Genomic DNA, 18,173 nt, shown 5'->3' on the forward strand with positions numbered 1-18,173 from the left:
ACTTTGCCGCCGCACACCTGCACCTTGAACGAGCCTGCCACTATTTGAGCGGCGAGGACGAGACGAGCCGCACGGCTCGTGCGGCTCTGGATCTCCTGATCGATGCAATTGTCGCAGCGCAATACAAGCGGCCGGTGGGAGATGTTGTGGAGTTTCCAAGGTCGGCAAAGCTGGGGCAATCCGCAAGCGGGAACGGGTAATCCAACTAGCGGCGTCCCTTGTCCTGCCGGATTTACATGAACCAGGTGGCCACCAGGCCGATCGTCGCCGAGAAGATGGCGGCGGTCGTTGCCCAACCGAGTATGTTGGTGCTGCGGCTGTTCACCTGCTCCCCCATGATCCTGCGGCTGTTCGTCATCAGCATGATGAGCAGCAGCAAGGGCGGCGTCGAGAAGCCCTGAACGATGCCGGACCAGACCAGCGCCTTCATCGGATTGAAGCCGAGGAAGTTGAGGCCGGCGGCGATCGCCGTAAAAAATCCGATGGCGAGATAAAATTTTGGCGCTTCTCGAGCCCGGGCGTGCAGGCTGTTTTTCCAGCCGATGGCTTGTGCCACGTCATAGGCAGCGCCGGTGGTCATGACAGGAACCGCTAGGAAACCGACGCCGATCACGCCTGCGGCGAACAGAACGCTTGCGGCCTGGCCGGCGAGTGGGCGCAGCGCCTCCGCGGCTTGCGCGGCCGTGTCGATATCGTGATGCCCCGCCTTGTAGAGCGTCGCCCCGGTCGACAGGATGATGAAATACATGATGAGATTTGAAAACGTCATGCCGATGAGGATGTCCCGGCGCGAGCGGCGGAGTTCGCCGGCGGTGGCGCCCTTCCTTTGCCTGAGCGTCGTTCGCCCTTGGGCAATCTCCTCCTCGACCTCCTCATTGGACTGCCACGTATAGAGATAGGCGGACAGCGTCGTACCGATGATGGCGACCAGGATCGACAGGAACTCCCGGTTGAATTCGATCCTGGGAAGCAGCGTTCCGCGCAGCACCGCCGCGGCATCCGGCTTGGCCAGAATGGCGGCACCGACATAAGCGAGCAGCGCCAGCGCCAGCCAGCGAAAGATGTTGCGGATCAAAGTATAGGAGCCGAAGACCTGGAGGGCGAAGATGAGGGCGGCGACGAACAGCACGATCAGCGGAATGGGAAGCGGCACGAATATGTTGATCGCCGCCGCCATTCCACCAAGATCGGCCGCTGCCTCGATGGTGTTGCCGACGAGCACACCCAACAGCACCGACCAGAGCAGCCACCGCGGGTAGAAGTCCTTGATGACGTGGAACAATCCGCGCCCCGACACCTGGCCGAGCTTCGACGACAGGTAGACGACCGCGTACATCATCGGCAACGTCACCGGAGCCGTCCAGAGCAGGTCGGGTCCGAAACGGGCGCCGGCACTGGCATAGGTGCCTATTGCGGAACAATCGTCGTCGGCCGCCCCTGTTATCAGTCCGAGGCCGAGCGCTCGTCCTATGCCACCTTTGCCCTCCTTCGGTGGGATGGAATGATCGGAACCGGCCTGCCTCATTGCGACCGGACCGGGTTGCGAACGAAAGACGCGGCCTGCCATGCAATAATGGTAAGGATCGGTCGCGGCGCTGGTCTCATTTTGCTTCCTTCACAACTTGCCCAAACCCGGCGTGCCATGACTTGTTCCGCGACGACGGGACAGGGGTTTTGTCTCAGGCAAAAAAGTTCGGGTTGACCGCTTCCGAACGCGAAGCGACTATTCGTTCGAGGCGAAGATCGCAGGAGGAAATGCAATGGACGAGCCCGGTCAGTGGCGCCACATGTCGAGCGCGCCAAGGGACGGCAGCAGAATCCTTGTCACGGTTCGGCCGTCCGAACAGGGTCCGGCCGAGGTCGACATGGCTTACTGGGCCCGCGCCGATCAGTTCGGCAGCGAAGGCTGGCGCGCCTCCGACTCGTCTCCAGGACGCATCGTCGAATATGCCGAACCCGAACTGAAGTGCTGGATGCCGCTGCCGTCGGCCAATCTCAGCAAGGGATCGATGCCGAGCCCCTGGGAGGGCGAAGATGTGCCGCTGGTGGATGGCTCCGGGATATGAGCTAGCGGGAAGGGTAGTTTTGATCGCTGCCGGGACAGCGCCCCCCTCTGTCCTGCCGGACATCTCCCCCACAAGGGGGAGATTGGCCCTCATCGCGGCCTTCGCTAATCTCCGACGCTGCAAGAAGGGCGCGGCTATTGAAGCTGCCGATCTCCCCCCTTGAGGAGATGTCCGGCGGGGCAGAGGGGGGTGTGAAGGAATGCCAACGTCCGGGTTGGCCCGCCTCGTTAGAACAGGAATGCGGCCGTGGCGGGGTTCGGGCCGGTGCGGCCGTCGGGCGAATCCATGCCCCGGATAAGCTCGAGGTCCTTCGCTTCCAACTCGAAATCGAAGACCTCGAAATTGGCGGCGATGCGGTCCTGGTGGATCGACTTTGGAATGACGATCAGCCCTTCCTGAAGGTGCCACCTGACGATCGTCTGCGCCACCGACTTGCCGTGTTTCCTGGCGATGGTTTCAAGCGTCGGATTGCTCAACAGCCGGCCGCTGCCCAGCGGGCTCCAGCTCTCAATGCGGATGTTGTGCCTGTCGTGGAATTCACGTTTGTCACGCTGCTGGAAGCGGGGGTGGAGCTCGATCTGGTTGACGGTCGGCGTGACGCCGGTCTCGCCGATGATCCGTTCGAGGTGGTTCTGGTTGAAGTTCGAAACGCCGATCGACTTGATCCGGCCTGATTGCCTGAGTTCGATCAGCGTCTTCCAGGCCTCGACATATCTGTCCTGGCTGGGCACCGGCCAATGGATCAGGAACAGGTCGATCTGTTCGATGCCGAGCTTGCTCATCGTCTCGTCGAAGGCGCGCAAGGCGGCGTCGCGCTGATGTGCGCCGTTGCGCAGTTTCGAGGTGATGAACAACTCGCTTCTCGGCACGCCGGCCGAGCGGATCGCCTGCCCGACACCTTCCTCGTTCTGATAGCCTTCGGCGGTGTCGATCAGCCTGTAGCCGGCCTCGATTCCCCAGCGCACCACCTTGGCGGTGATGGCTGGATCGACCTGCCATACGCCGAGGCCGATTTGCGGAATGGCGGAGCCGTCGTTCAATCTGATCTGTTCAGGTCTATTCAGGGTAATCTGTTCAGGCATGTTCAGGTCCTTCTGCATCGTTCCGCCCGGCGCAGGCTCTATCTAGTCTGAATGGCCGCCAAAGCCAGTCGATATCAGGAGAATGTGAGGAGACGGACGTGAAGCGCTGATCCTCCGCTTCGGGCCGACAGCTCTCTGTGACCCACGGGCTCCAGGGAACTCAATGCAGGACGACCCCACTATCGCGGATTCTGTGGTATTCTGTGAACTATCCGAGGAGGCGACTGCGTTGACCAACAGCTTGGAAGCCGAAGGGGCAAGAGACTGGTCGCCCCTGCTGGTCGCGGCAGAACAAGGCGATGCGGAGGCGGTTCGATCGGAATTGGCGGCTGGCGCCGACATCAATCAGTCGGACGACGGCGGCTGGTCTGCACTTCACCTTTCAGCCCTCAATGACCGCACAGCTGTGGTGGAGGCGCTGATCGAAGACCCGGAAATCGACGTGAATTCCAGAAACAAGTGGAAGAGCACGCCCTTGAGCCTTGCGTCGGCCAAGGGACATTACGCGTGTATCTCTGTCCTCGTGAGACACCCCCAAATAGAGATCAACGCGCGAGCTGACTACTACGGCAGAACGGCTCTTATCGAGGCGGCGAAGAACGGGCATCTCGAAGTCGTCAAGTTGCTCGTGGTGAATGGCGCGGAAGTAAATCTGACCGACAAGACGGGGAGAAACAACGCGCTCATCGAGGCTATCAAGGGGCGGCACTACGAGATCGCGGAATACCTGCTGGATTCTGGGAAAGTGAGCTTTATCAACAAAGAGATGAGGCTAAACGCCCTGATCTGGGCTGGCAGCTGCCACAACCCTCAGCTTATCGAAAAGCTGGAAGCCGCGATCCACAGTTTCTTCGACGGCAAATAAGGGCCTCGCCCTTGCTGTCGCGGGGCGCGTCCGTATCTCCCGTCACGTCGACACGCTCGATGGCGCAAACGGCCCCGCGGCGCTTCACAAAAATTATTCAACCAAACGGTTGACTATCTCAAAGCGTGCGTCTATATTCAACTACATGGTTGAATTAGAGACACCCCAGATGGACGCGGTTTTTCACGCCCTTGGCGACGCCACCCGGCGGCACATGCTTCGCGATCTCGCCGATGGCGAGAAAACGGTAAGCCAGCTGGCGGAACCCTTCGTGATGTCGCTCGCGGCGGCCTCCAAGCACATCAAGGCGCTGGAGAACGCAGGGCTTATTCGTCGAGAGGTGAGGGGCCGCACGCATCTGTGCCGACTAGCCCCTGGACCGCTGGCCAGCGCCCATCAGTGGCTCAGCTTCTACGAGCGCTTCTGGACCGGTCGTCTCGATGTTCTCGAACGCCTTCTTCGCGAAGAGGACGCACGCAAAGCCCAGGATGAGTCCAGGAAATCGCCCAACCCGAAAGAAGGAGACGAGCAATGAACCAGATGAGAACCATCGACGCCTATGGCGAGCTGAGCGAGCCCGCCACGTTCACCATCCAGCGCCTCTTGCCCGGCCCCATCGAGCGCGTCTGGGCCTATCTCACCGAGAGTGACTTGCGCCGGCAATGGATGGCCGCGGGCCAGATGGAAATGAAGGCCGGCAGCTCGTTCGAGTTGGTCTGGCGTAACGACGAGCTGACGGACCCGCCTGGCCAGCGACCCGCGGGCTTTCCCGAAGAGCATCGGATGGCGGGCCGGATCACCGAACTCGATCCGCCGCGCAAGCTTTCCATCACCTGGGGAAACACCGGCGGCGTCTCCTTCTTGCTGGAGGCGAAGGGTAGCGATGTGCTGCTCACCGTCGTTCATCGCCGCCTGCCGGAACGTGCAATCCAGCTCAACATCACGGCCGGCTGGCACATACACCTCGACCTGCTGGCCGCCCGCCTGGCGGGCAAGACGCCGACCTCGTTCTGGGACGGCTGGAGCCGCCTGCGGGAAGAATACGACCGCCGCCTGCCGGCCTGATGTAACTCGCGGCGGCCATCCCTGAGGTCGCCGCCAGCAACACGAAGCAACGCTGAAACGATGAAACGTGCTTGCATCCCGCAAGCCTGATGGAGGAAGTCATGCGCAAATTGATCGCTGGAATGAAGATTTCCATCGACGGCAAGATGGAGGGGCCCGAGGGTTATGCCGATTGGGTCGACGCGTGGTCGGACGAATACGGCCTGACGCCGCAAATCGACGCTTGCCTGCTTGGCAGCGTCATGTATGCCGGCTACGAGCGCTACTGGAGCGCCATCCAGAACGAGCCCGACAAGCCGCTGCCGATGACCGGCAAATTGCCGAAGCCGGCCGAGCTCGAATGGGCCCGCTTCGCCGCGCAGACGCCGCATTATGTGCTGTCGAACACAATGACTTCGGCGGCCTGGCCAAAGACGCGCTTCGTGCGGAATTTCGAGGATATCGCTGCGCTGAAACAGCAGCCCGGCAAGGACATCTACCTTATGGGCGGCGCCCGAATTACCGCGAGCCTTATCGATGCCGGGCTGGTCGATGAACTCAGGCTGATCGTCTATCCGCTGCTCGCCGGTGACGGAAAGGCGCTGTTTGGAACGGCGAAGAATCGTCGTGGGCTCGAACTGCGCAAGGTCGAGCAGCTTTCGGACGGCCGCGTCGGGCTGGTCTACGGGATCGGCTAAAGCGCGTCGCGTTCGATCGGCCTCATGCGACGCGCTTTTTGCGCGGCATGCATTAGCGCCAAGGTCAGGCAACGACGCCGCGGCAGGCCCAGGCGACATTGGCAAAGGACCTCGGGCCGTCGGGCCGGCCGGCCTCGTAGGCGTCGCGCATGGCGGCGTCGGTGCGCGCCCGCTCTTCCGGGTCGAGCGTGGCCACATACTTACCGAGCGGCCCTTCGCCGGCGGCAATCGGCGCCCAGTAATCATCGAAATTTTGGTAGTCCATGCGGATCATCAACTGGGTTTCCGTAATGTCGCGGAGACCCTGTTCAACAAAGGTCCGTTTCATTTCACCCGGCTGCATCATCGGCTGCGTGCAATAGCGGGCACGCAGCTGGCGTCCGCCTTCACTGAGCACCGCCACCGTGTCGATCATCATGCGCATCCCCGGCATGCCGCCGAGATGGTCCCATACCGTCGCCGCGACGACGCCGCCCGGCCGCACGACGCGGCGCATCTCGGCGACTGCCTTGCCGGCTTCGGGCACGAAATGGAGCACGAGCAGGGCCAGGGCACGGTCGAACGCGCCATCCTCAAAGGGCAGGGCGCAGGCATCCGCCTGACGGATTTTTATCCGCGGATCGGTGTTGCGCCGGATTGCCTCTTCGACGAAAACGGCCGAAAAGTCGATCGCCGCGACCTCACCGAGGTCAGCGGCCTTGACGAGCGCGAAGGTCAGGCTGCCGGTACCGCAACCGACGTCGAGGATCTTTTCGCCGTCGGCAAGCCCCACGAAGTCGATGAACAGCGGCGCGAGTCTTTGGCTCCAGCGGCCCATGAGCTGCTCATAGCCGGCAGCATGATGAACGTTGAAACTTGAAGTCATCGAAGCCTCCTCCCAAAGCCATATGCTAGACTTCGGCGGCCGCTGACGAAAGCCACTTTTGGCGCGTGTTGGTTCGGCAGCCCGGAGCGCGCGAAGACATCGCCGGCCGGATTTGATGGCGCCGGCCAGCCAGCCTCCGTCGCCTCGACCACCTATTCGGCGGGCAACCCGCGGCGCTTCCATTCGCTGCGCGGCACCGGATTTCCAACACGAAAGGCAAACGACACGACTCTCGTCGCGTCCGGGTCGACCTCGCAGCGAAAGCTCAGATCGTACCACTGCCCGTTTGCAGGGAACGGCGCACTGGCGACGTTCATGACCGTGCCGGCCTTCAGCCGATACTCAAGCAGGCTGTTTGGGAAATAGGGGGGCGACGCGTGCACCAATTGCTGTGCGAGTTCCGTGTTGCAGAGCTGACCGATCCGCACGGCGCGCGGCACATTTTTCATCGCGGTTGTCGCTACCGGATCACCGGTTGCTGATTTCGAGAACAATCTCTTCGCTTCCTGAAGCTTCAAGGGCCTTTGCACTTTGGCGACATCCGCTGGCTTGGGCTTCGGCGGCGGTGAAGCGCCAGGCGACGGAGCCGAGACTTTGCCGCCGACCGCGGTCACGTCCGGCGCCTGTGCAAGGTCCTGTTTATTGGGATCTTGCGGCGCTGGCGGTTGTTCCGAACCATCCTCCGCACTGTTGCCGTCCAGAGACTTGCGAGGACCGGCGTCCTTCTCACCGAATTGGAAGACAGGTCTCTGCGCGGCGACCTCACGGCTCGCCGAGGTCTCGACCTTGGCTTCCGGCTGCTTTTCCGGCTTGGGCGGTTCAGCGGGGGACGGAGGTTTGGTTTTTTCCGGCGGTTTAGGCGGCGGCACGATATCCACTGCGATGGGCTGCTCCTTCCCTGGCTGCGAGAGCGTTGCCGGCAGTCCGAACAACAAAAGCGCGACGATGAGCAGATGCAGCGCAATCGAGGTGGGCAAGGCCCACCCGAGTACCCGGCGCTGATCCCGTATGTCGTTTATCATCGTGACCGGTGTGTGGAATGAAATATTGGCGGCATCAAGCATCGATGCCGCCGGACGTCGAAATAACCCGTTGCGAATCGAAAGTCGGCGGCTGCAATACGGCGCGTCATCCAATCGTCTGGCGTCGGCGTCCGTGCAGGGGACCGGGCCAGCAGCGGATGCAGCAAGTCGTCATTTCAGGCGGCTAGCACGCACGCCCTGCCGGCACGGTGTCACCGGTTGAAATTACAGGGAAACCGATAGCCCGCCGTCAACCGCCAGCACGTGCCCGTTGACGTAAGCGGCAGCGTCGGAGGCGAGAAACACCACGGCTCCGCCGAGCTCCTCAGGCTGGGCCCAGCGGCCCGCGGGGGTTCGTGCCTCGACCCATTTGGTGAAGGCCTCGTCGCGCATAAGTGCGGTGTTGAGCTCGGTGGCGAAATAGCCGGGGGCGATCGCGTTGACGGTGATGCCGTGACGGCCCAGCTCAGCGGCAGTGGAGCGTGTCAGCCCGTGCAGGCCCGCCTTTGCCGCCACATAGGCGTGAATGGTGGGACGGCCAAGGATCGCTGCGACCGATCCGGTGTTTATTATGCGCCCGAACTTGTTTGGCAGCATCAGGCGCACCGCGTCGCGCATCATGCGGAAGCAAGCCGACAGATTGACGGCAACCACATGGTTGAAATCCTCGTCCTGCCATTCGACTAACGGTTTCCGATGCTGGATGCCGGCGTTGTTGACCAGAATATCGAGGCGGCCGTGGCGTTCGACGATTCCTTCGAGCGACGCCCTTGAGATCGCCGCGTCGGTGACATCGAACGGCAGGGCTTCTGCACCGATCCTTTCGGCGGCCGCGGAAAGGGCGGCCATGTCGCGCGCATTGACGATCACCGTCGCGCCGTTTTCCGCAAGTGCCTTGGCCATGGCAAAACCAAGACCACGCGAGGCACCCGTGACCAATGCGACACGGCCCTTGAGCGAGAACAATTCCGGCATTGAGATCCCCTATGAAAAGGGCGGGAGTTTCCTCCCGCCCAAAAGCACTATTTGGCGACGCAAGTGTCGGCTGTCTCCGGAGTGCAGACATCGAGGCCCGTGTAGGTCGGGTCGGCCGGCGGAGCCTTGCCCTCCTTCATTTCCTTCAGCGCCATCATCGTCTTGTAGCCCATCTCGAACGGCCGCTGGCCGACCTGGCCAAGGGAGAAACCTTCCTTCATCTGGTCGATCTGTACCGGAAGCGTGTCGGCAACGACAAGGGCCAGGGCTTTCGAGGCGATCTTGTCCTTGTACGGTGCGACCGCGGCGCGGTTGGCATCGGGAATGAACTGCGGGAAGCCACCGGTTGGGACGAATGCGTCGAGGTTCGGGTTTTTCGCCATGATATCCTCGAACTGTTGCACCGAAAGCGGGAAATCATCGTTGGTGTAGAGCGGACAGCCTTCGATTTCGGTCCAGCCGTTCTGGCCCGTCAGCCGATCCCCGGGCGAGGCCGCCGATTTGGTGCCCGAAAGTGTATCGCGAATGCCCTGCATGCGCTCGTTGTGGTTGGCCGCCGCGGCGCCGCCGGACTGGATGCAGATCGTGCCGCCTTTGGGCTTGATCTGCATGACAAGCTTGGCGAGGTTCTCGCCGATCTCGTAATTGTGCGTGCCGATATAGGCAACGCGCAGATCTTTGTTCTCGGGCAGGAGGTCGGAGTCCCAGGTGAGGACCGGGATGCCGGCTTCCTTGGCGGCCTGCAGCGCAACCGCCATCGCCGCGGCGTTCGATGGCGACACGGCGATGCCGTCCACCTTCTTGGCCACGAGGTCCTGCACGATCTGCACCTGCTCGTCGCCACCACCATGTTCGCCGGGGCCGATATACATGCACTCCACGGCGCCATTGGATTCGGCTTCGGCCTTCTTGCAGCCGTCGCGTGCCTGGTCGAAGAAAGGATTGTTCATGTTCTTCGGCACCAGGGCGAAGGTGTATTTCGCCTGGGCGCCGGAAACGGCGAGCACCATTGCGCCAAGCGCCACGGCGGCCGTCAGCAGATGTTTTTTCATGTGACGTTCTCCTCCTGGGTGTGATCCCGCAAGCCTCCCGCCGGCGGGTTTCTAGCGGCGTTTTTTGGGCATCAAGACTGCCAGCGACGCGGCGAGAATCGATTTGCCGCCGGTTTGCATGCCCAAAAGAACCGCAAGAACGATGAAGGCGCCGACGAAGGCACCCTGCCAATTTGAATCGATACCGGCCATCAGCAGCGCATTCCTGATCACCTCGAGGAAGGCCGAACCGATGATCGCACCGAAGGCCGTGCCGGCGCCGCCCATGAGGCTGGCGCCGCCAATGACTGTCGCGGCGATAACGCGCAGCTCATAGCCCTGGCCCATGGCATTGATGGCCGAGCCGTTATAGCCGAGGAGCAGGAGCGAGGCGAGCGCGGCGGTGAAAGCCGAGAAGACATAGGCCTGGAATTTAATCCAGTTGACCGGAACGCCGGTGAGCCGTGCCGCCTCCTCATTGCCGCCGATGGCGAAGAGATGCCGGGCCCAGGCTGTGAAGTTGAATACGAAGCCGACAATCAGGGCCAAGATCACCATGGTCCAGAATTGTGACGACAGTTCTGGTATCCAATGCGGTGCCCAGTCGTTCGGACCATGCCGCGGCCATTTCCACTGACCGATTGCCTTCACGATCGGAGCATCGGGCCCGAACTGGTAGAGCATCTGGTTGGCCGAGAATACGACCGCCAGCGAGCGCGCGACGGACAGCATGCCGAGGGTGACCACAAAGGACGGCATCCCGACATAGGCGACAAAGAATCCGTTGACCGCGCCGCAGGCCAGACCGGAGAAAAGGCCCATGGCGAAGGCGACGTACCAGGGATAATGCCAGGTGAGGAACAGGCCGGCGACGATGACCACGAGACCCATGACGGAGCCGACCGACAGATCGATGCCGCCGGTGATGATGACGATCGTCATGCCAAGTGCCATGATGCCGAAAGGTGCGAAGTTGCGCGTCACATTGGCGACGTTTTCAGAGGTGCCGAAGCTCGGCTCCATCGCAGTCATCAACATGACGAGCGCGATGAGCGCGATCGTCACCCAGAAGGGCTGACTTGAAATCACACGTTGGAGAACTGTTTTTTCCTTGGTCGGAACGAAATCCGACATGGCCGGCCGGCCATGTTCTTCGACTGAGCCCTGAACGCCAACTGACTCCTGAACACTATTCGCCACGGATGGCCCCCGTTATCAGTCCAGTGATTTCCTCGGGCGATGTTTTGTCGGCTGGCTTGTCGGCAACTTTCGAGCCCCGCCTGAGGACGATAATGCGATCTGCCACGGCGAACACGTCAGGCATTCGGTGACTGATCAGCATGACGCCGACTCCTTGTGCTTTGAGGCGTCGGATCAGTTCGAGTACTTCCGCCACCTGGCGCACGGAGATGGCGGCCGTTGGTTCGTCCATCAGCACCAGCTTAGCATTTGAAAGCCGGGTCCGCGCGATGGCGACCGCCTGGCGCTGCCCACCCGACATCTTCCTGACGAGGTCGCGCGGCCGGGTTTCCGATTTGAGTTCCTTGAACAGCGCTGCCGAGCGATCGATCATCGCCTGCTTGTCAAGAATCCTGATCGGCCAGAAGCCTTTCTTGATCTCGCGCCCCAGAAAGACGTTCTGCGCGGCCGTCAGATTATCGGCGAGCGCCAGGTCCTGATAAACAACTTCGATCCCCTTGGCGCGGGCCTGCACGGGCTGGTGGAAGTGGCACACCTCGCCCTCGACTACAATTTCGCCGTCGCTCGGAGGAAAATTCCCGGCCACAGTCTTGACTATCGTCGACTTGCCGGCCCCGTTGTCCCCCATCAGACCAACGACTTCGCCTCGCTCCACCTGGAAGCTGACGTCAGTCAGGGCCTGGATAGCCCCGAAATTCTTGGAGACGTGGCGAACCTCAAGCACCGGCATCGCGGTCCTCCCGGGACAACATTTATCGGTCTTGTCCCTGGTCAATGCACAGCAGCTAATCAGCGAAACGTATTCAACACAATCATTTATTAGGTCAGGCCTCCCGGCCGTAACGCGCCTCGTCCGAGTGTGACTTGTAGCTGCTGCAGAGCACCGAGGCGCTCGGCCGATCCTTACAACAGTCACCAGGCGATCCTCATGCTTGCGCCGGTTCATATCCGTTTCGGGTGAAATGAGTGGGCATTTTTCGAGCGGTGCCAACGCCTCGGGCATGGAGCGCGGCAGAACACGTCATTCAAACACACGAGGACAGTGGCCAAGCCTGTCCCTAGCGTGCGTCGGCCAGAGCGCACGTCAGGAGATGAACCCGCATTCGGGGGAGGCGAGGGTCAAGTGTTGAAAGTCCGCTCCTTAACGGCGCTGCACGAGAGGGATATTCGGTCATGAATTTCAAAGGTTTGATCAAGCGTGCCGAGACTGTGGAGAGAGCGTTCAAGGAGCTCGAAACCGATTTGGCGGATGCGTTTAGCGAATGTCTCAACGTGGACGATCAGTCGCCGTTGAACGACGTCACTGTTCCGGATGAGACTGTGTCGGATGAGAATCTCGCGGCAACGGATGACAGCTCGCAGCTCGAGGCCAATGCGGACGCCTTCGAGACCGCACGACGGCTGTCCCCCCATACGCAAACCCGGCTGGCTGCCTTAAGTGCGGTCGATGGGCTCTTTCACGACGCGCAGGAGTATCTGGGGGAGATCAATGCGAAACTGTCGGAGATCGCGACCTCGCATCATCTGACAGGCGAATTCCTAAAACTCCTCCACGGCGACATTCTTCGCGCCAACGAATTGGAGCTGGCAAATACCGGCCTGACCGCGCAGCAAAGAGTGCTGTCCGAACAGCTCCACGAAGCGACCAGAAAGCAGCGCGAGCGCGACAGCGCTATCGAGGCCCTGCAGCAGCACGAGGCGAGCCTGGTCGAGGACAAGGAAGCACTTCGCGGCGCGCTGGCGGCGGCAAGGCTGGAACTCGTCGTGGCAGGCAATGCGAGCGCAAAACGCGAAGCCGAGTTCGGCGAGCTTGTCAAAACGCTCTCGGCCAGAGCGGTCGAGGCCAACAGACGCTCGCGCGAGAACGAGATGCTGCGGGAAAAACATGTCAGCCTGTCGATCGACCTCGACAAGGCGCTGAAACGGGAGGCCGAGGCCCGGCACAGGCTGGACGAACTCTCGACTGTCCATGCCAATGACGCCGCGCAGGTTTCGGAACTGCTGGCCGCACTTGGCAAGAGCGAGAAAGAGGAGATGCGGCTGCAGAAATCGCTCGATATGGCGCAGGCAAAGCTATCGGAAATAACGGAAGCGGCCCGCCTCAGGGACGGTGACAGGGAAGCCGAGCTTTCACGCAGTGTCGCGGAGATGACCGGCTTGCGTTCTGAAATCGAGGACCTTCGATCGCGGCTGGAGGCCGCCTCCAACCAGAACAGCGAAGCCGCCAGCGAGATCGCCAGGCTCAAGGCCCAAGCGAGCGACGCGGTGGCCGAAAAGCAAATTGTCGAGCAAAAATTGTCCGCTCTCACGAAGGAGAGCGAAAACGACAAGATGAACCTTTCCGCAATCAGCGCGAATTTTTCGCAGCTTTCCCTGCAGCAGGCTTCCGAACAGATACAGTTCGACGTCCAGAGGCAGGAATGCGAGGATCTGCGAGCCGAAGTCGCGTCGCTTCAAGCCCGGGTCAAGGAACTGTTACCCTATGAGCGGCTCCACAAGGTCACCAACGCCAGACCGCGTGAAGACGGCGTGGTCGAGATCACCGCCGCGGTGGCGGAGAAGGCCCGCGCCAGCAGACGGCGCCTCCGCCTGCGTGCTGCATCCTAGCTCAGGCGGCGGCTGTCTGAATTTCGACTGGTGTGAAGCGGACATCCGTCAATGGATGGTGGGTCGAGCGTGAGGCTGGCCTTCCCGGCGCCGGCCTGCGATAGTGCACGCCGGGGAGGCGGAGGGGGCTGAGCATGCGGCTATTCACAAACCGGAACCACCTCCGTTGGAGGTTGGCCTTCATCGCAATCATGGTGCTTTTGCCGAAAGCGGCGTCGGCCGATACCATCCCACTAGACAGGATCGCCGCGGCCCTTGCGAAGCTCGAATTGCTTGCCGAAGGCGTCGTCGCGGATGGTAGCGTGCCCGGTCTGGCCATCGGCGTCGTGCACGGCGACGAGGTGATCTTCCTCAAGGGATTCGGACATCGCGAGGCCGGTAAGCCGGAGGCCGTCGACGCCGACACGGTCTTCCAGATCGCCTCGCTCTCCAAGCCGGTCTCCGCCACCGTCGTGGCGGCGCTGGTCAGCGACGGGATCGCTTCGTGGGATTCCAAGATCGCCGACCTCGATCCGGCTTTCCGGCTCGCCCAGCCCTATCCGACCAGCGAACTCACGGTCCGCGACCTGTTTGCGCACCGCAGCGGGCTTCCCGGCACCGCCGGCGACGACCTCGAGGACATCGGCTATGACCGCGCGGAGATCCTGCGCCGGCTGCGGTTCGTGTTGCCGTCATCGAGCTTTCGTGCCGGCTATTCCTACAGCAATTTCGGACTGACCGAGGGTGCCGTCGCGGCCGCGAAGCCGACGGGCAAATCATGGGAAGAGGTCGCCGAAGAGAAGCTCTACCGTCCGCTTGGAATGGCCTCGACCAGCTCCCGTCATTCGGACTTCATCAAGCACGCCAACCGCGCCGAGCTTCACGCCAAAATCGATGGCGCCTGGACCGCGAAAGTCCAGCGCTATCCGGATGCGCAGGCGCCAGCAGGCGGCGTCAGTTCCACCGCACGCGACCTCTCGCAATGGATGCGCCTTGTGCTCGGCAACGGGGTCTATGCCGGCAAGAGACTCATTGCCGCCGATGCGCTGGACCAGACACATATTCCCTTGACGGCTCGCGGCAAGAATCCCGTCTCCGGAGGCGAGGCCTTCTACGGCCTCGGCTGGAATATCGAATTCGGCCGGCACGGGCCGATCTGGGGTCACGCGGGCGCCTTCAGCGCCGGCGCACGCAGCCTGGTGATGCTCTTCCCCGAGGAGAAGCTTGGCATCGTCGTCGTCGCCAACGCCTTTCCGACAGGCGTGCCGGAGGGGCTGTCCGACAGCTTCGCCGATCTCGTTTTCGACGGAACGCTGGGGAAGGATAAGGTAAAGGCATGGAATAATATCTATGCGAGCATGTTCGGCCCGGTGATTGCGGCGGCCAAGGCCACCTATGCCGCGCCGCCCTCTCCAGCAAGTCCCGTCGAGCCGGCCAGGGCCTATGCAGGCCGTTACTTCAACGACTTCTTCGGCGAAGCTATTGTATCGGGCGAAGGAGACACTCTTGTCCTCAAGGTCGGGCCTGCCGGTGCGCGGTCCTATTCCCTGAAGCATTTCGACCGCGAGCTCTTCGTGACCTTCCCTGATGCCGAGATGCCGGACAGGCCCTCGGCCGTCAGCTTTGCGGTCGGCCCCGACGGCAAGGCGTCGGCCATGACCGTCGAATTTCTCGACGACAATCATCTCGGCACGCTGCGGCGCGTGGGAGATTAGAGCAATTCCAGGAAAGTGCGGAGCGGCTTTCCGTCCATAATTGCGTAAAAACAGATATTTGGAGCGGGTCAGCGACTATCAAAAGCTGAACCGCTTTAGGTCAAAATTCAATCAGCTGGCTGCCGCCAACAGCCGAGATGGTCAAAAAGCAGTCAAGCTTATTATGGTAGGAATCGCCGATAGCGGATTCGACAAATCATGCAAAGACCGACTAACGAGACCAGTCGGCTTTCGTCCCAAATTGGAGACCAGCAGGTGGCCTGGGTGCAGAATTGGGTCTGGCTAGTTAATTGGAACCCGCTGATCGATGAACTCGGTCACATGGCTGGCGAGGCCCTTGATGTCGGATTGCGTAGGATTCTCGAAGACGAGCTCAAAGAAACCGATACAGATGCATCTCCACAGCGATGGGCATCGTGCCATTTCGATGGTCCCCGACCGATTGCCGCTTTGTTCGGAATTGATCAAGGAACAGACATTTTACTCGTTCGGATCGAGGTGCCAGACAACCTTTCTGTACGCGCCGAGACAACACTTGATCTGATGAAGTCATACGCGTTTGTGGCGCCTGACTGATCGTCCGCAATGGGTCGAACCTGGTCGTTGAGTGTTTGGCTCGTTCTCAACTCAAAGACGCCGGGCCGTACTGAAGCAATTTGAAGCAATCGCCGCTGCCCGATGTCGCCTTCGTCAGGAAGGGTTTCGACCGGTCGAGCCATTCCTGGTGCGATCTGGCATCGGCTTCGATTTCATTGGCCGGTGCAAGCTTGACGAAGCCGCGCCCGTTGCTGAAAAGCCAGCACGCGCGGCCGAGAAACCGCCTGCTGCGCTGGCGCAGCAGATCGGCATCATAAAAGACGTCGAGCACCTCCCGCTTGATCTTCCGCTCCTTTTCGGGATTGGCGATCGCAACCTCGATCGGCTCGCCGCCGATCGCATCCTGCAGGTCCTTGTAATCCAGGGCGATCTGGGTAGTGGCATATTTGATGTCGCTCTCGTCCCGGACGATGTTGAACCATAGCATTGGGTTGAGCTCGTTGACGACGAACGATGCTTCGAAATCGCGTGACAGATTGAGAATATCGAACCCCTGAACATCGACGTCGCGCTCGACCAGAAGGATCTGCGAAACCTGCTTGGCGAGCGCCGTTCCGTGGGCGCTGACGGCGGCATTGTTTCCGCCGTGTTCCGGACTGACATAGGCGCCGCCATCATCCAGCAGCGCGTCGAATTCGCCGAGGGCCTCCACGACAGCGCTGCCGCGGGCAACACGCGCCGCCAGTTTGGCGAGAACCTGCTGGAGCTCCGTTTCGCGTTTGCGCTGGTCCTGATAATTCTGCTGAAAAAAGAAGATGAACAGGGACACGCCAATCCCGATCAGGATCACGCCCAGCTGCGAAAAGATATTGCGATAATATTCCAGCAGCTTTTCACGATGGCGTACGTCGTCACGCACACTGTGCGCCACGCGAAGATTGACGATCAGCGAAACGACCAGGAGCCCGGCACCGACCAGGATCAGGCCACCGATCAGCAGGTAGCCATGTCGTGAGTTGAAGTCCATTCCTTTGCCGCGCTCCCGAAACCCCAGACAGCGCAGACTAATACCATTCCGCCTCAACACCTACGATCATCCCCACCATTCGGCCACTGTTCTTACAGCCAGGACTATGCTCGCCATCCGCCTCGTTTCGTGGCGGTCTTCTCGCAGCCGGATTCAGGCCGCGTGCTTGGAACCAATGACGGGCGAGACTGTTCAGCTATGACTTTGATACGACGCCGACGTGCCCGGCCGGCTGGGCATGCGGCGATCTTGAGGAGTTCTCATCATGAAGATTTCGTCCAGATTTCGTTCAGTCGCAGTTGCCGTCATCGCTGCGGCGGCAGTTAGCTTTGCCAGCGTCGCGCATGCCGACAGCGGTACGATCCGCTTCGCCGTCTACAAGGCGGCCTTTTTCATCGGCGGCTCCGGAGGCGAGGGCACACTGACCTTCCATGGTCGCCGATATCCCATCTCGGTCGGCGGCATCTCGGGCGGCCTCGCCTTCGGCGCCTCCAAGACCTATTTCAAAGGTACCGTGCGCCACATACGCCGCGCCCGGGATGTGACGGGGGTGTACGGTGCAGCGGGCGGTGGCGGCGCGCTCGGCAAAGGAGCCCAGGTGATCGTCATGACCAATGACAAGGGTGCCCAACTCGAACTCACGGGCAGGCAGGTAGGCCTGCAAGTCAATGCCGATCTCAGCGGTATGAGCATCTCGCTGAAATAAGGACAGTCACTGCATTCGTTATTCCTTGGATGGGCCGGATTTGGCCGCTCCAAACCGCAGCCCATCCATCAGCAGCGACACCAATCGGCGCGAGCGGTCGCGCCAGTCCTTGGTGTCCGGGGCCGAATAGATGCCGCCCAGCGCATGCAGCACGTCGGAGGCATCGACATCGCCGCGGATCGAGCCGTCGGCGACCGCGGCATCGATCAGCCGCCGCAAGGCGAGCGTCACCCTGCCGGAAACGTCGGAGAACAGGGTTGAGTTGGTCGTGAGCAGGATGCGCAGGCTTGTCGACAGCCCGCGCTTGGTGGCGATGTAGTCGACGAAGCGCTGCATCCATTGTTCGAGCGCCATGTCGGGCGCATGATCGCGGGCGAGTTCGTCGGCCGCCTGGCACAGTCCTTCCACTTCGCGCCGATAAACCACCTCGACCAGGTGCTCGCGGGTTGGGAAATGCCGGTAGAGCGTGCCGATGCCGACGCCGGCCTGGCGCGCAATCTCCTCCAGCGAGGCATCGACACCTTGCGCGGCAAAGGCTTTTGCCGCGACCTCGACCAGCGCATCGCGGTTGCGCTGCGCGTCGGCGCGCAGCGGTTTTGCAACGGCGGCTTCGGTTTTGTCTCCAGAAATGACGGGCGGCTCCGCGGCCAATTTTTTCTCCAGTGTTGATCCGAAGCATAACCGGACAGGCAGGCCCCGTCTCAAGAACGCAGACGCTTCCACCTTCGTTACGTCTCCGACAAATATAATCGCA

The 18,173-nt window shown here is 61.4% G+C and carries 19 protein-coding genes; 9 read left to right on the plus strand and 10 right to left on the minus strand.

Going from position 1 to position 18,173, the window contains the following annotated elements; translation table 11 throughout:
• Positions 1-232 precede the first annotated feature (232 nt).
• On the minus strand, positions 233-1,525 hold the full coding sequence (locus tag NKJ28_RS14030) for an Nramp family divalent metal transporter (RefSeq protein WP_031211955.1): 1,293 nt from the start codon (positions 1,523-1,525) through the stop codon (positions 233-235).
• A 235-nt stretch (positions 1,526-1,760) separates the two neighbouring features.
• Here NKJ28_RS14030 and NKJ28_RS14035 point away from each other — a divergent pair, with 235 nt between their 5' ends.
• On the plus strand, positions 1,761-2,066 hold the full coding sequence (locus NKJ28_RS14035; protein WP_023677305.1) for a hypothetical protein: 306 nt from the start codon (positions 1,761-1,763) through the stop codon (positions 2,064-2,066).
• A 227-nt stretch (positions 2,067-2,293) separates the two neighbouring features.
• On the opposite strand, the gene NKJ28_RS14040 is transcribed toward NKJ28_RS14035, so the two are convergent.
• The gene (locus tag NKJ28_RS14040) at positions 2,294-3,148 is read right to left on the minus strand and encodes an aldo/keto reductase (RefSeq protein WP_031211956.1); all 855 of its coding nucleotides are present in this window, start codon (positions 3,146-3,148) and stop codon (positions 2,294-2,296) included.
• Between the two features lie 163 nt (positions 3,149-3,311).
• Between NKJ28_RS14040 and NKJ28_RS14045 the strand changes: the two genes are divergently transcribed.
• The 4 genes from NKJ28_RS14045 to NKJ28_RS14060 all read left to right on the plus strand — a co-directional run bounded on the left by NKJ28_RS14045 (position 3,312) and on the right by NKJ28_RS14060 (position 5,755).
• A complete protein-coding gene (locus NKJ28_RS14045) occupies positions 3,312-4,013 on the plus strand; it encodes an ankyrin repeat domain-containing protein (protein ID WP_352636039.1) in 702 nt (233 codons plus the stop codon).
• 145 nt (positions 4,014-4,158) lie between these two features.
• Complete coding sequence (locus tag NKJ28_RS14050) at positions 4,159-4,548, plus strand: ArsR/SmtB family transcription factor (RefSeq protein WP_023677309.1); 390 nt, start codon at positions 4,159-4,161, stop codon at positions 4,546-4,548.
• Complete coding sequence (locus NKJ28_RS14055; RefSeq protein ID WP_352587117.1) at positions 4,545-5,078, plus strand: SRPBCC family protein; 534 nt, start codon at positions 4,545-4,547, stop codon at positions 5,076-5,078. Before NKJ28_RS14050 ends, NKJ28_RS14055 begins: the two co-directional genes overlap by 4 nt.
• Before the next feature lie 101 nt (positions 5,079-5,179).
• Complete coding sequence (locus NKJ28_RS14060; protein WP_031211957.1) at positions 5,180-5,755, plus strand: dihydrofolate reductase family protein; 576 nt, start codon at positions 5,180-5,182, stop codon at positions 5,753-5,755.
• A gap of 64 nt (positions 5,756-5,819) precedes the next feature.
• On the opposite strand, the gene NKJ28_RS14065 is transcribed toward NKJ28_RS14060, so the two are convergent.
• From NKJ28_RS14065 to NKJ28_RS14090, 6 genes are all read right to left on the minus strand, one after another.
• A complete protein-coding gene (locus NKJ28_RS14065; RefSeq protein ID WP_352636042.1) occupies positions 5,820-6,620 on the minus strand; it encodes a class I SAM-dependent methyltransferase in 801 nt (266 codons plus the stop codon).
• A 152-nt stretch (positions 6,621-6,772) separates the two neighbouring features.
• Positions 6,773-7,684 (minus strand): DUF930 domain-containing protein, encoded by a 912-nt coding sequence (locus NKJ28_RS14070; RefSeq protein WP_352636044.1) that lies wholly within the window; start codon positions 7,682-7,684, stop codon positions 6,773-6,775.
• A gap of 183 nt (positions 7,685-7,867) precedes the next feature.
• Positions 7,868-8,617 (minus strand): glucose 1-dehydrogenase, encoded by a 750-nt coding sequence (locus tag NKJ28_RS14075; RefSeq protein WP_352451446.1) that lies wholly within the window; start codon positions 8,615-8,617, stop codon positions 7,868-7,870.
• Between the two features lie 47 nt (positions 8,618-8,664).
• Entirely contained in the window at positions 8,665-9,669 is a 1,005-nt protein-coding gene (locus tag NKJ28_RS14080; protein ID WP_023677316.1) for a sugar-binding protein, read from the minus strand.
• A 51-nt stretch (positions 9,670-9,720) separates the two neighbouring features.
• On the minus strand, positions 9,721-10,782 hold the full coding sequence (locus NKJ28_RS14085; protein WP_023677317.1) for an ABC transporter permease: 1,062 nt from the start codon (positions 10,780-10,782) through the stop codon (positions 9,721-9,723).
• A 55-nt stretch (positions 10,783-10,837) separates the two neighbouring features.
• Positions 10,838-11,578, minus strand: coding sequence for an ATP-binding cassette domain-containing protein (locus tag NKJ28_RS14090; protein ID WP_254819718.1), 741 nt, complete (start codon positions 11,576-11,578; stop codon positions 10,838-10,840).
• A 443-nt stretch (positions 11,579-12,021) separates the two neighbouring features.
• Between NKJ28_RS14090 and NKJ28_RS14095 the strand changes: the two genes are divergently transcribed.
• The 3 genes from NKJ28_RS14095 (at position 12,022) to NKJ28_RS14105 (ending at position 15,725) form a co-directional block, all read left to right on the plus strand.
• Positions 12,022-13,455: a coiled-coil domain-containing protein gene (locus tag NKJ28_RS14095; protein WP_352587111.1), complete on the plus strand. Its 1,434-nt coding sequence runs from the start codon at positions 12,022-12,024 to the stop codon at positions 13,453-13,455.
• 134 nt (positions 13,456-13,589) lie between these two features.
• Positions 13,590-15,149, plus strand: a complete 1,560-nt coding sequence (locus NKJ28_RS14100) for a serine hydrolase (protein ID WP_352587108.1) — start codon at positions 13,590-13,592, stop codon at positions 15,147-15,149.
• Positions 15,150-15,404: 255 nt separating this feature from the next.
• Positions 15,405-15,725 (plus strand): hypothetical protein, encoded by a 321-nt coding sequence (locus NKJ28_RS14105; RefSeq protein ID WP_352569150.1) that lies wholly within the window; start codon positions 15,405-15,407, stop codon positions 15,723-15,725.
• A gap of 46 nt (positions 15,726-15,771) precedes the next feature.
• Here the strand turns inward: NKJ28_RS14105 and NKJ28_RS14110 are convergent, their stop codons facing one another.
• Positions 15,772-16,713, minus strand: a complete 942-nt coding sequence (locus tag NKJ28_RS14110) for a hypothetical protein (RefSeq protein WP_352569151.1) — start codon at positions 16,711-16,713, stop codon at positions 15,772-15,774.
• Between the two features lie 265 nt (positions 16,714-16,978).
• On the opposite strand from NKJ28_RS14110, the gene NKJ28_RS14115 reads away from it, so the two are divergent.
• On the plus strand, positions 16,979-17,419 hold the full coding sequence (locus NKJ28_RS14115; protein ID WP_352451439.1) for a lipid-binding SYLF domain-containing protein: 441 nt from the start codon (positions 16,979-16,981) through the stop codon (positions 17,417-17,419).
• 18 nt (positions 17,420-17,437) lie between these two features.
• Here NKJ28_RS14115 and NKJ28_RS14120 read toward each other — a convergent pair whose 3' ends face one another.
• The gene (locus NKJ28_RS14120) at positions 17,438-18,070 is read right to left on the minus strand and encodes a TetR/AcrR family transcriptional regulator (protein WP_023677324.1); all 633 of its coding nucleotides are present in this window, start codon (positions 18,068-18,070) and stop codon (positions 17,438-17,440) included.
• Between the last annotated feature and the right edge of the window lie 103 nt (positions 18,071-18,173).

The organism is Mesorhizobium sp. M0145 (genome assembly GCF_040322355.1).
In the GTDB taxonomy this organism is placed as follows: Bacteria; Pseudomonadota; Alphaproteobacteria; order Rhizobiales; family Rhizobiaceae; genus Mesorhizobium.

What these genes read in the sequence shown, in the direction of transcription:
- NKJ28_RS14030 (WP_031211955.1), bottom strand. Translation starts at nt 1,525, where the DNA reads ATGAGGCAGGCCGGTTCCGATCATTCCATCCCACCGAAGGAGGGCAAA.
- NKJ28_RS14035 (WP_023677305.1), top strand. Translation starts at nt 1,761, where the DNA reads ATGGACGAGCCCGGTCAGTGGCGCCACATGTCGAGCGCGCCAAGGGAC.
- NKJ28_RS14040 (WP_031211956.1), bottom strand. Translation starts at nt 3,148, where the DNA reads ATGCCTGAACAGATTACCCTGAATAGACCTGAACAGATCAGATTGAAC.
- NKJ28_RS14045 (WP_352636039.1), top strand. Translation starts at nt 3,312, where the DNA reads ATGCAGGACGACCCCACTATCGCGGATTCTGTGGTATTCTGTGAACTA.
- NKJ28_RS14050 (WP_023677309.1), top strand. Translation starts at nt 4,159, where the DNA reads ATGGTTGAATTAGAGACACCCCAGATGGACGCGGTTTTTCACGCCCTT.
- NKJ28_RS14055 (WP_352587117.1), top strand. Translation starts at nt 4,545, where the DNA reads ATGAACCAGATGAGAACCATCGACGCCTATGGCGAGCTGAGCGAGCCC.
- NKJ28_RS14060 (WP_031211957.1), top strand. Translation starts at nt 5,180, where the DNA reads ATGCGCAAATTGATCGCTGGAATGAAGATTTCCATCGACGGCAAGATG.
- NKJ28_RS14065 (WP_352636042.1), bottom strand. Translation starts at nt 6,620, where the DNA reads ATGACTTCAAGTTTCAACGTTCATCATGCTGCCGGCTATGAGCAGCTC.
- NKJ28_RS14070 (WP_352636044.1), bottom strand. Translation starts at nt 7,684, where the DNA reads ATGCTTGATGCCGCCAATATTTCATTCCACACACCGGTCACGATGATA.
- NKJ28_RS14075 (WP_352451446.1), bottom strand. Translation starts at nt 8,617, where the DNA reads ATGCCGGAATTGTTCTCGCTCAAGGGCCGTGTCGCATTGGTCACGGGT.
- NKJ28_RS14080 (WP_023677316.1), bottom strand. Translation starts at nt 9,669, where the DNA reads ATGAAAAAACATCTGCTGACGGCCGCCGTGGCGCTTGGCGCAATGGTG.
- NKJ28_RS14085 (WP_023677317.1), bottom strand. Translation starts at nt 10,782, where the DNA reads ATGTCGGATTTCGTTCCGACCAAGGAAAAAACAGTTCTCCAACGTGTG.
- NKJ28_RS14090 (WP_254819718.1), bottom strand. Translation starts at nt 11,578, where the DNA reads ATGCCGGTGCTTGAGGTTCGCCACGTCTCCAAGAATTTCGGGGCTATC.
- NKJ28_RS14095 (WP_352587111.1), top strand. Translation starts at nt 12,022, where the DNA reads ATGAATTTCAAAGGTTTGATCAAGCGTGCCGAGACTGTGGAGAGAGCG.
- NKJ28_RS14100 (WP_352587108.1), top strand. Translation starts at nt 13,590, where the DNA reads ATGCGGCTATTCACAAACCGGAACCACCTCCGTTGGAGGTTGGCCTTC.
- NKJ28_RS14110 (WP_352569151.1), bottom strand. Translation starts at nt 16,713, where the DNA reads ATGGACTTCAACTCACGACATGGCTACCTGCTGATCGGTGGCCTGATC.
- NKJ28_RS14115 (WP_352451439.1), top strand. Translation starts at nt 16,979, where the DNA reads ATGAAGATTTCGTCCAGATTTCGTTCAGTCGCAGTTGCCGTCATCGCT.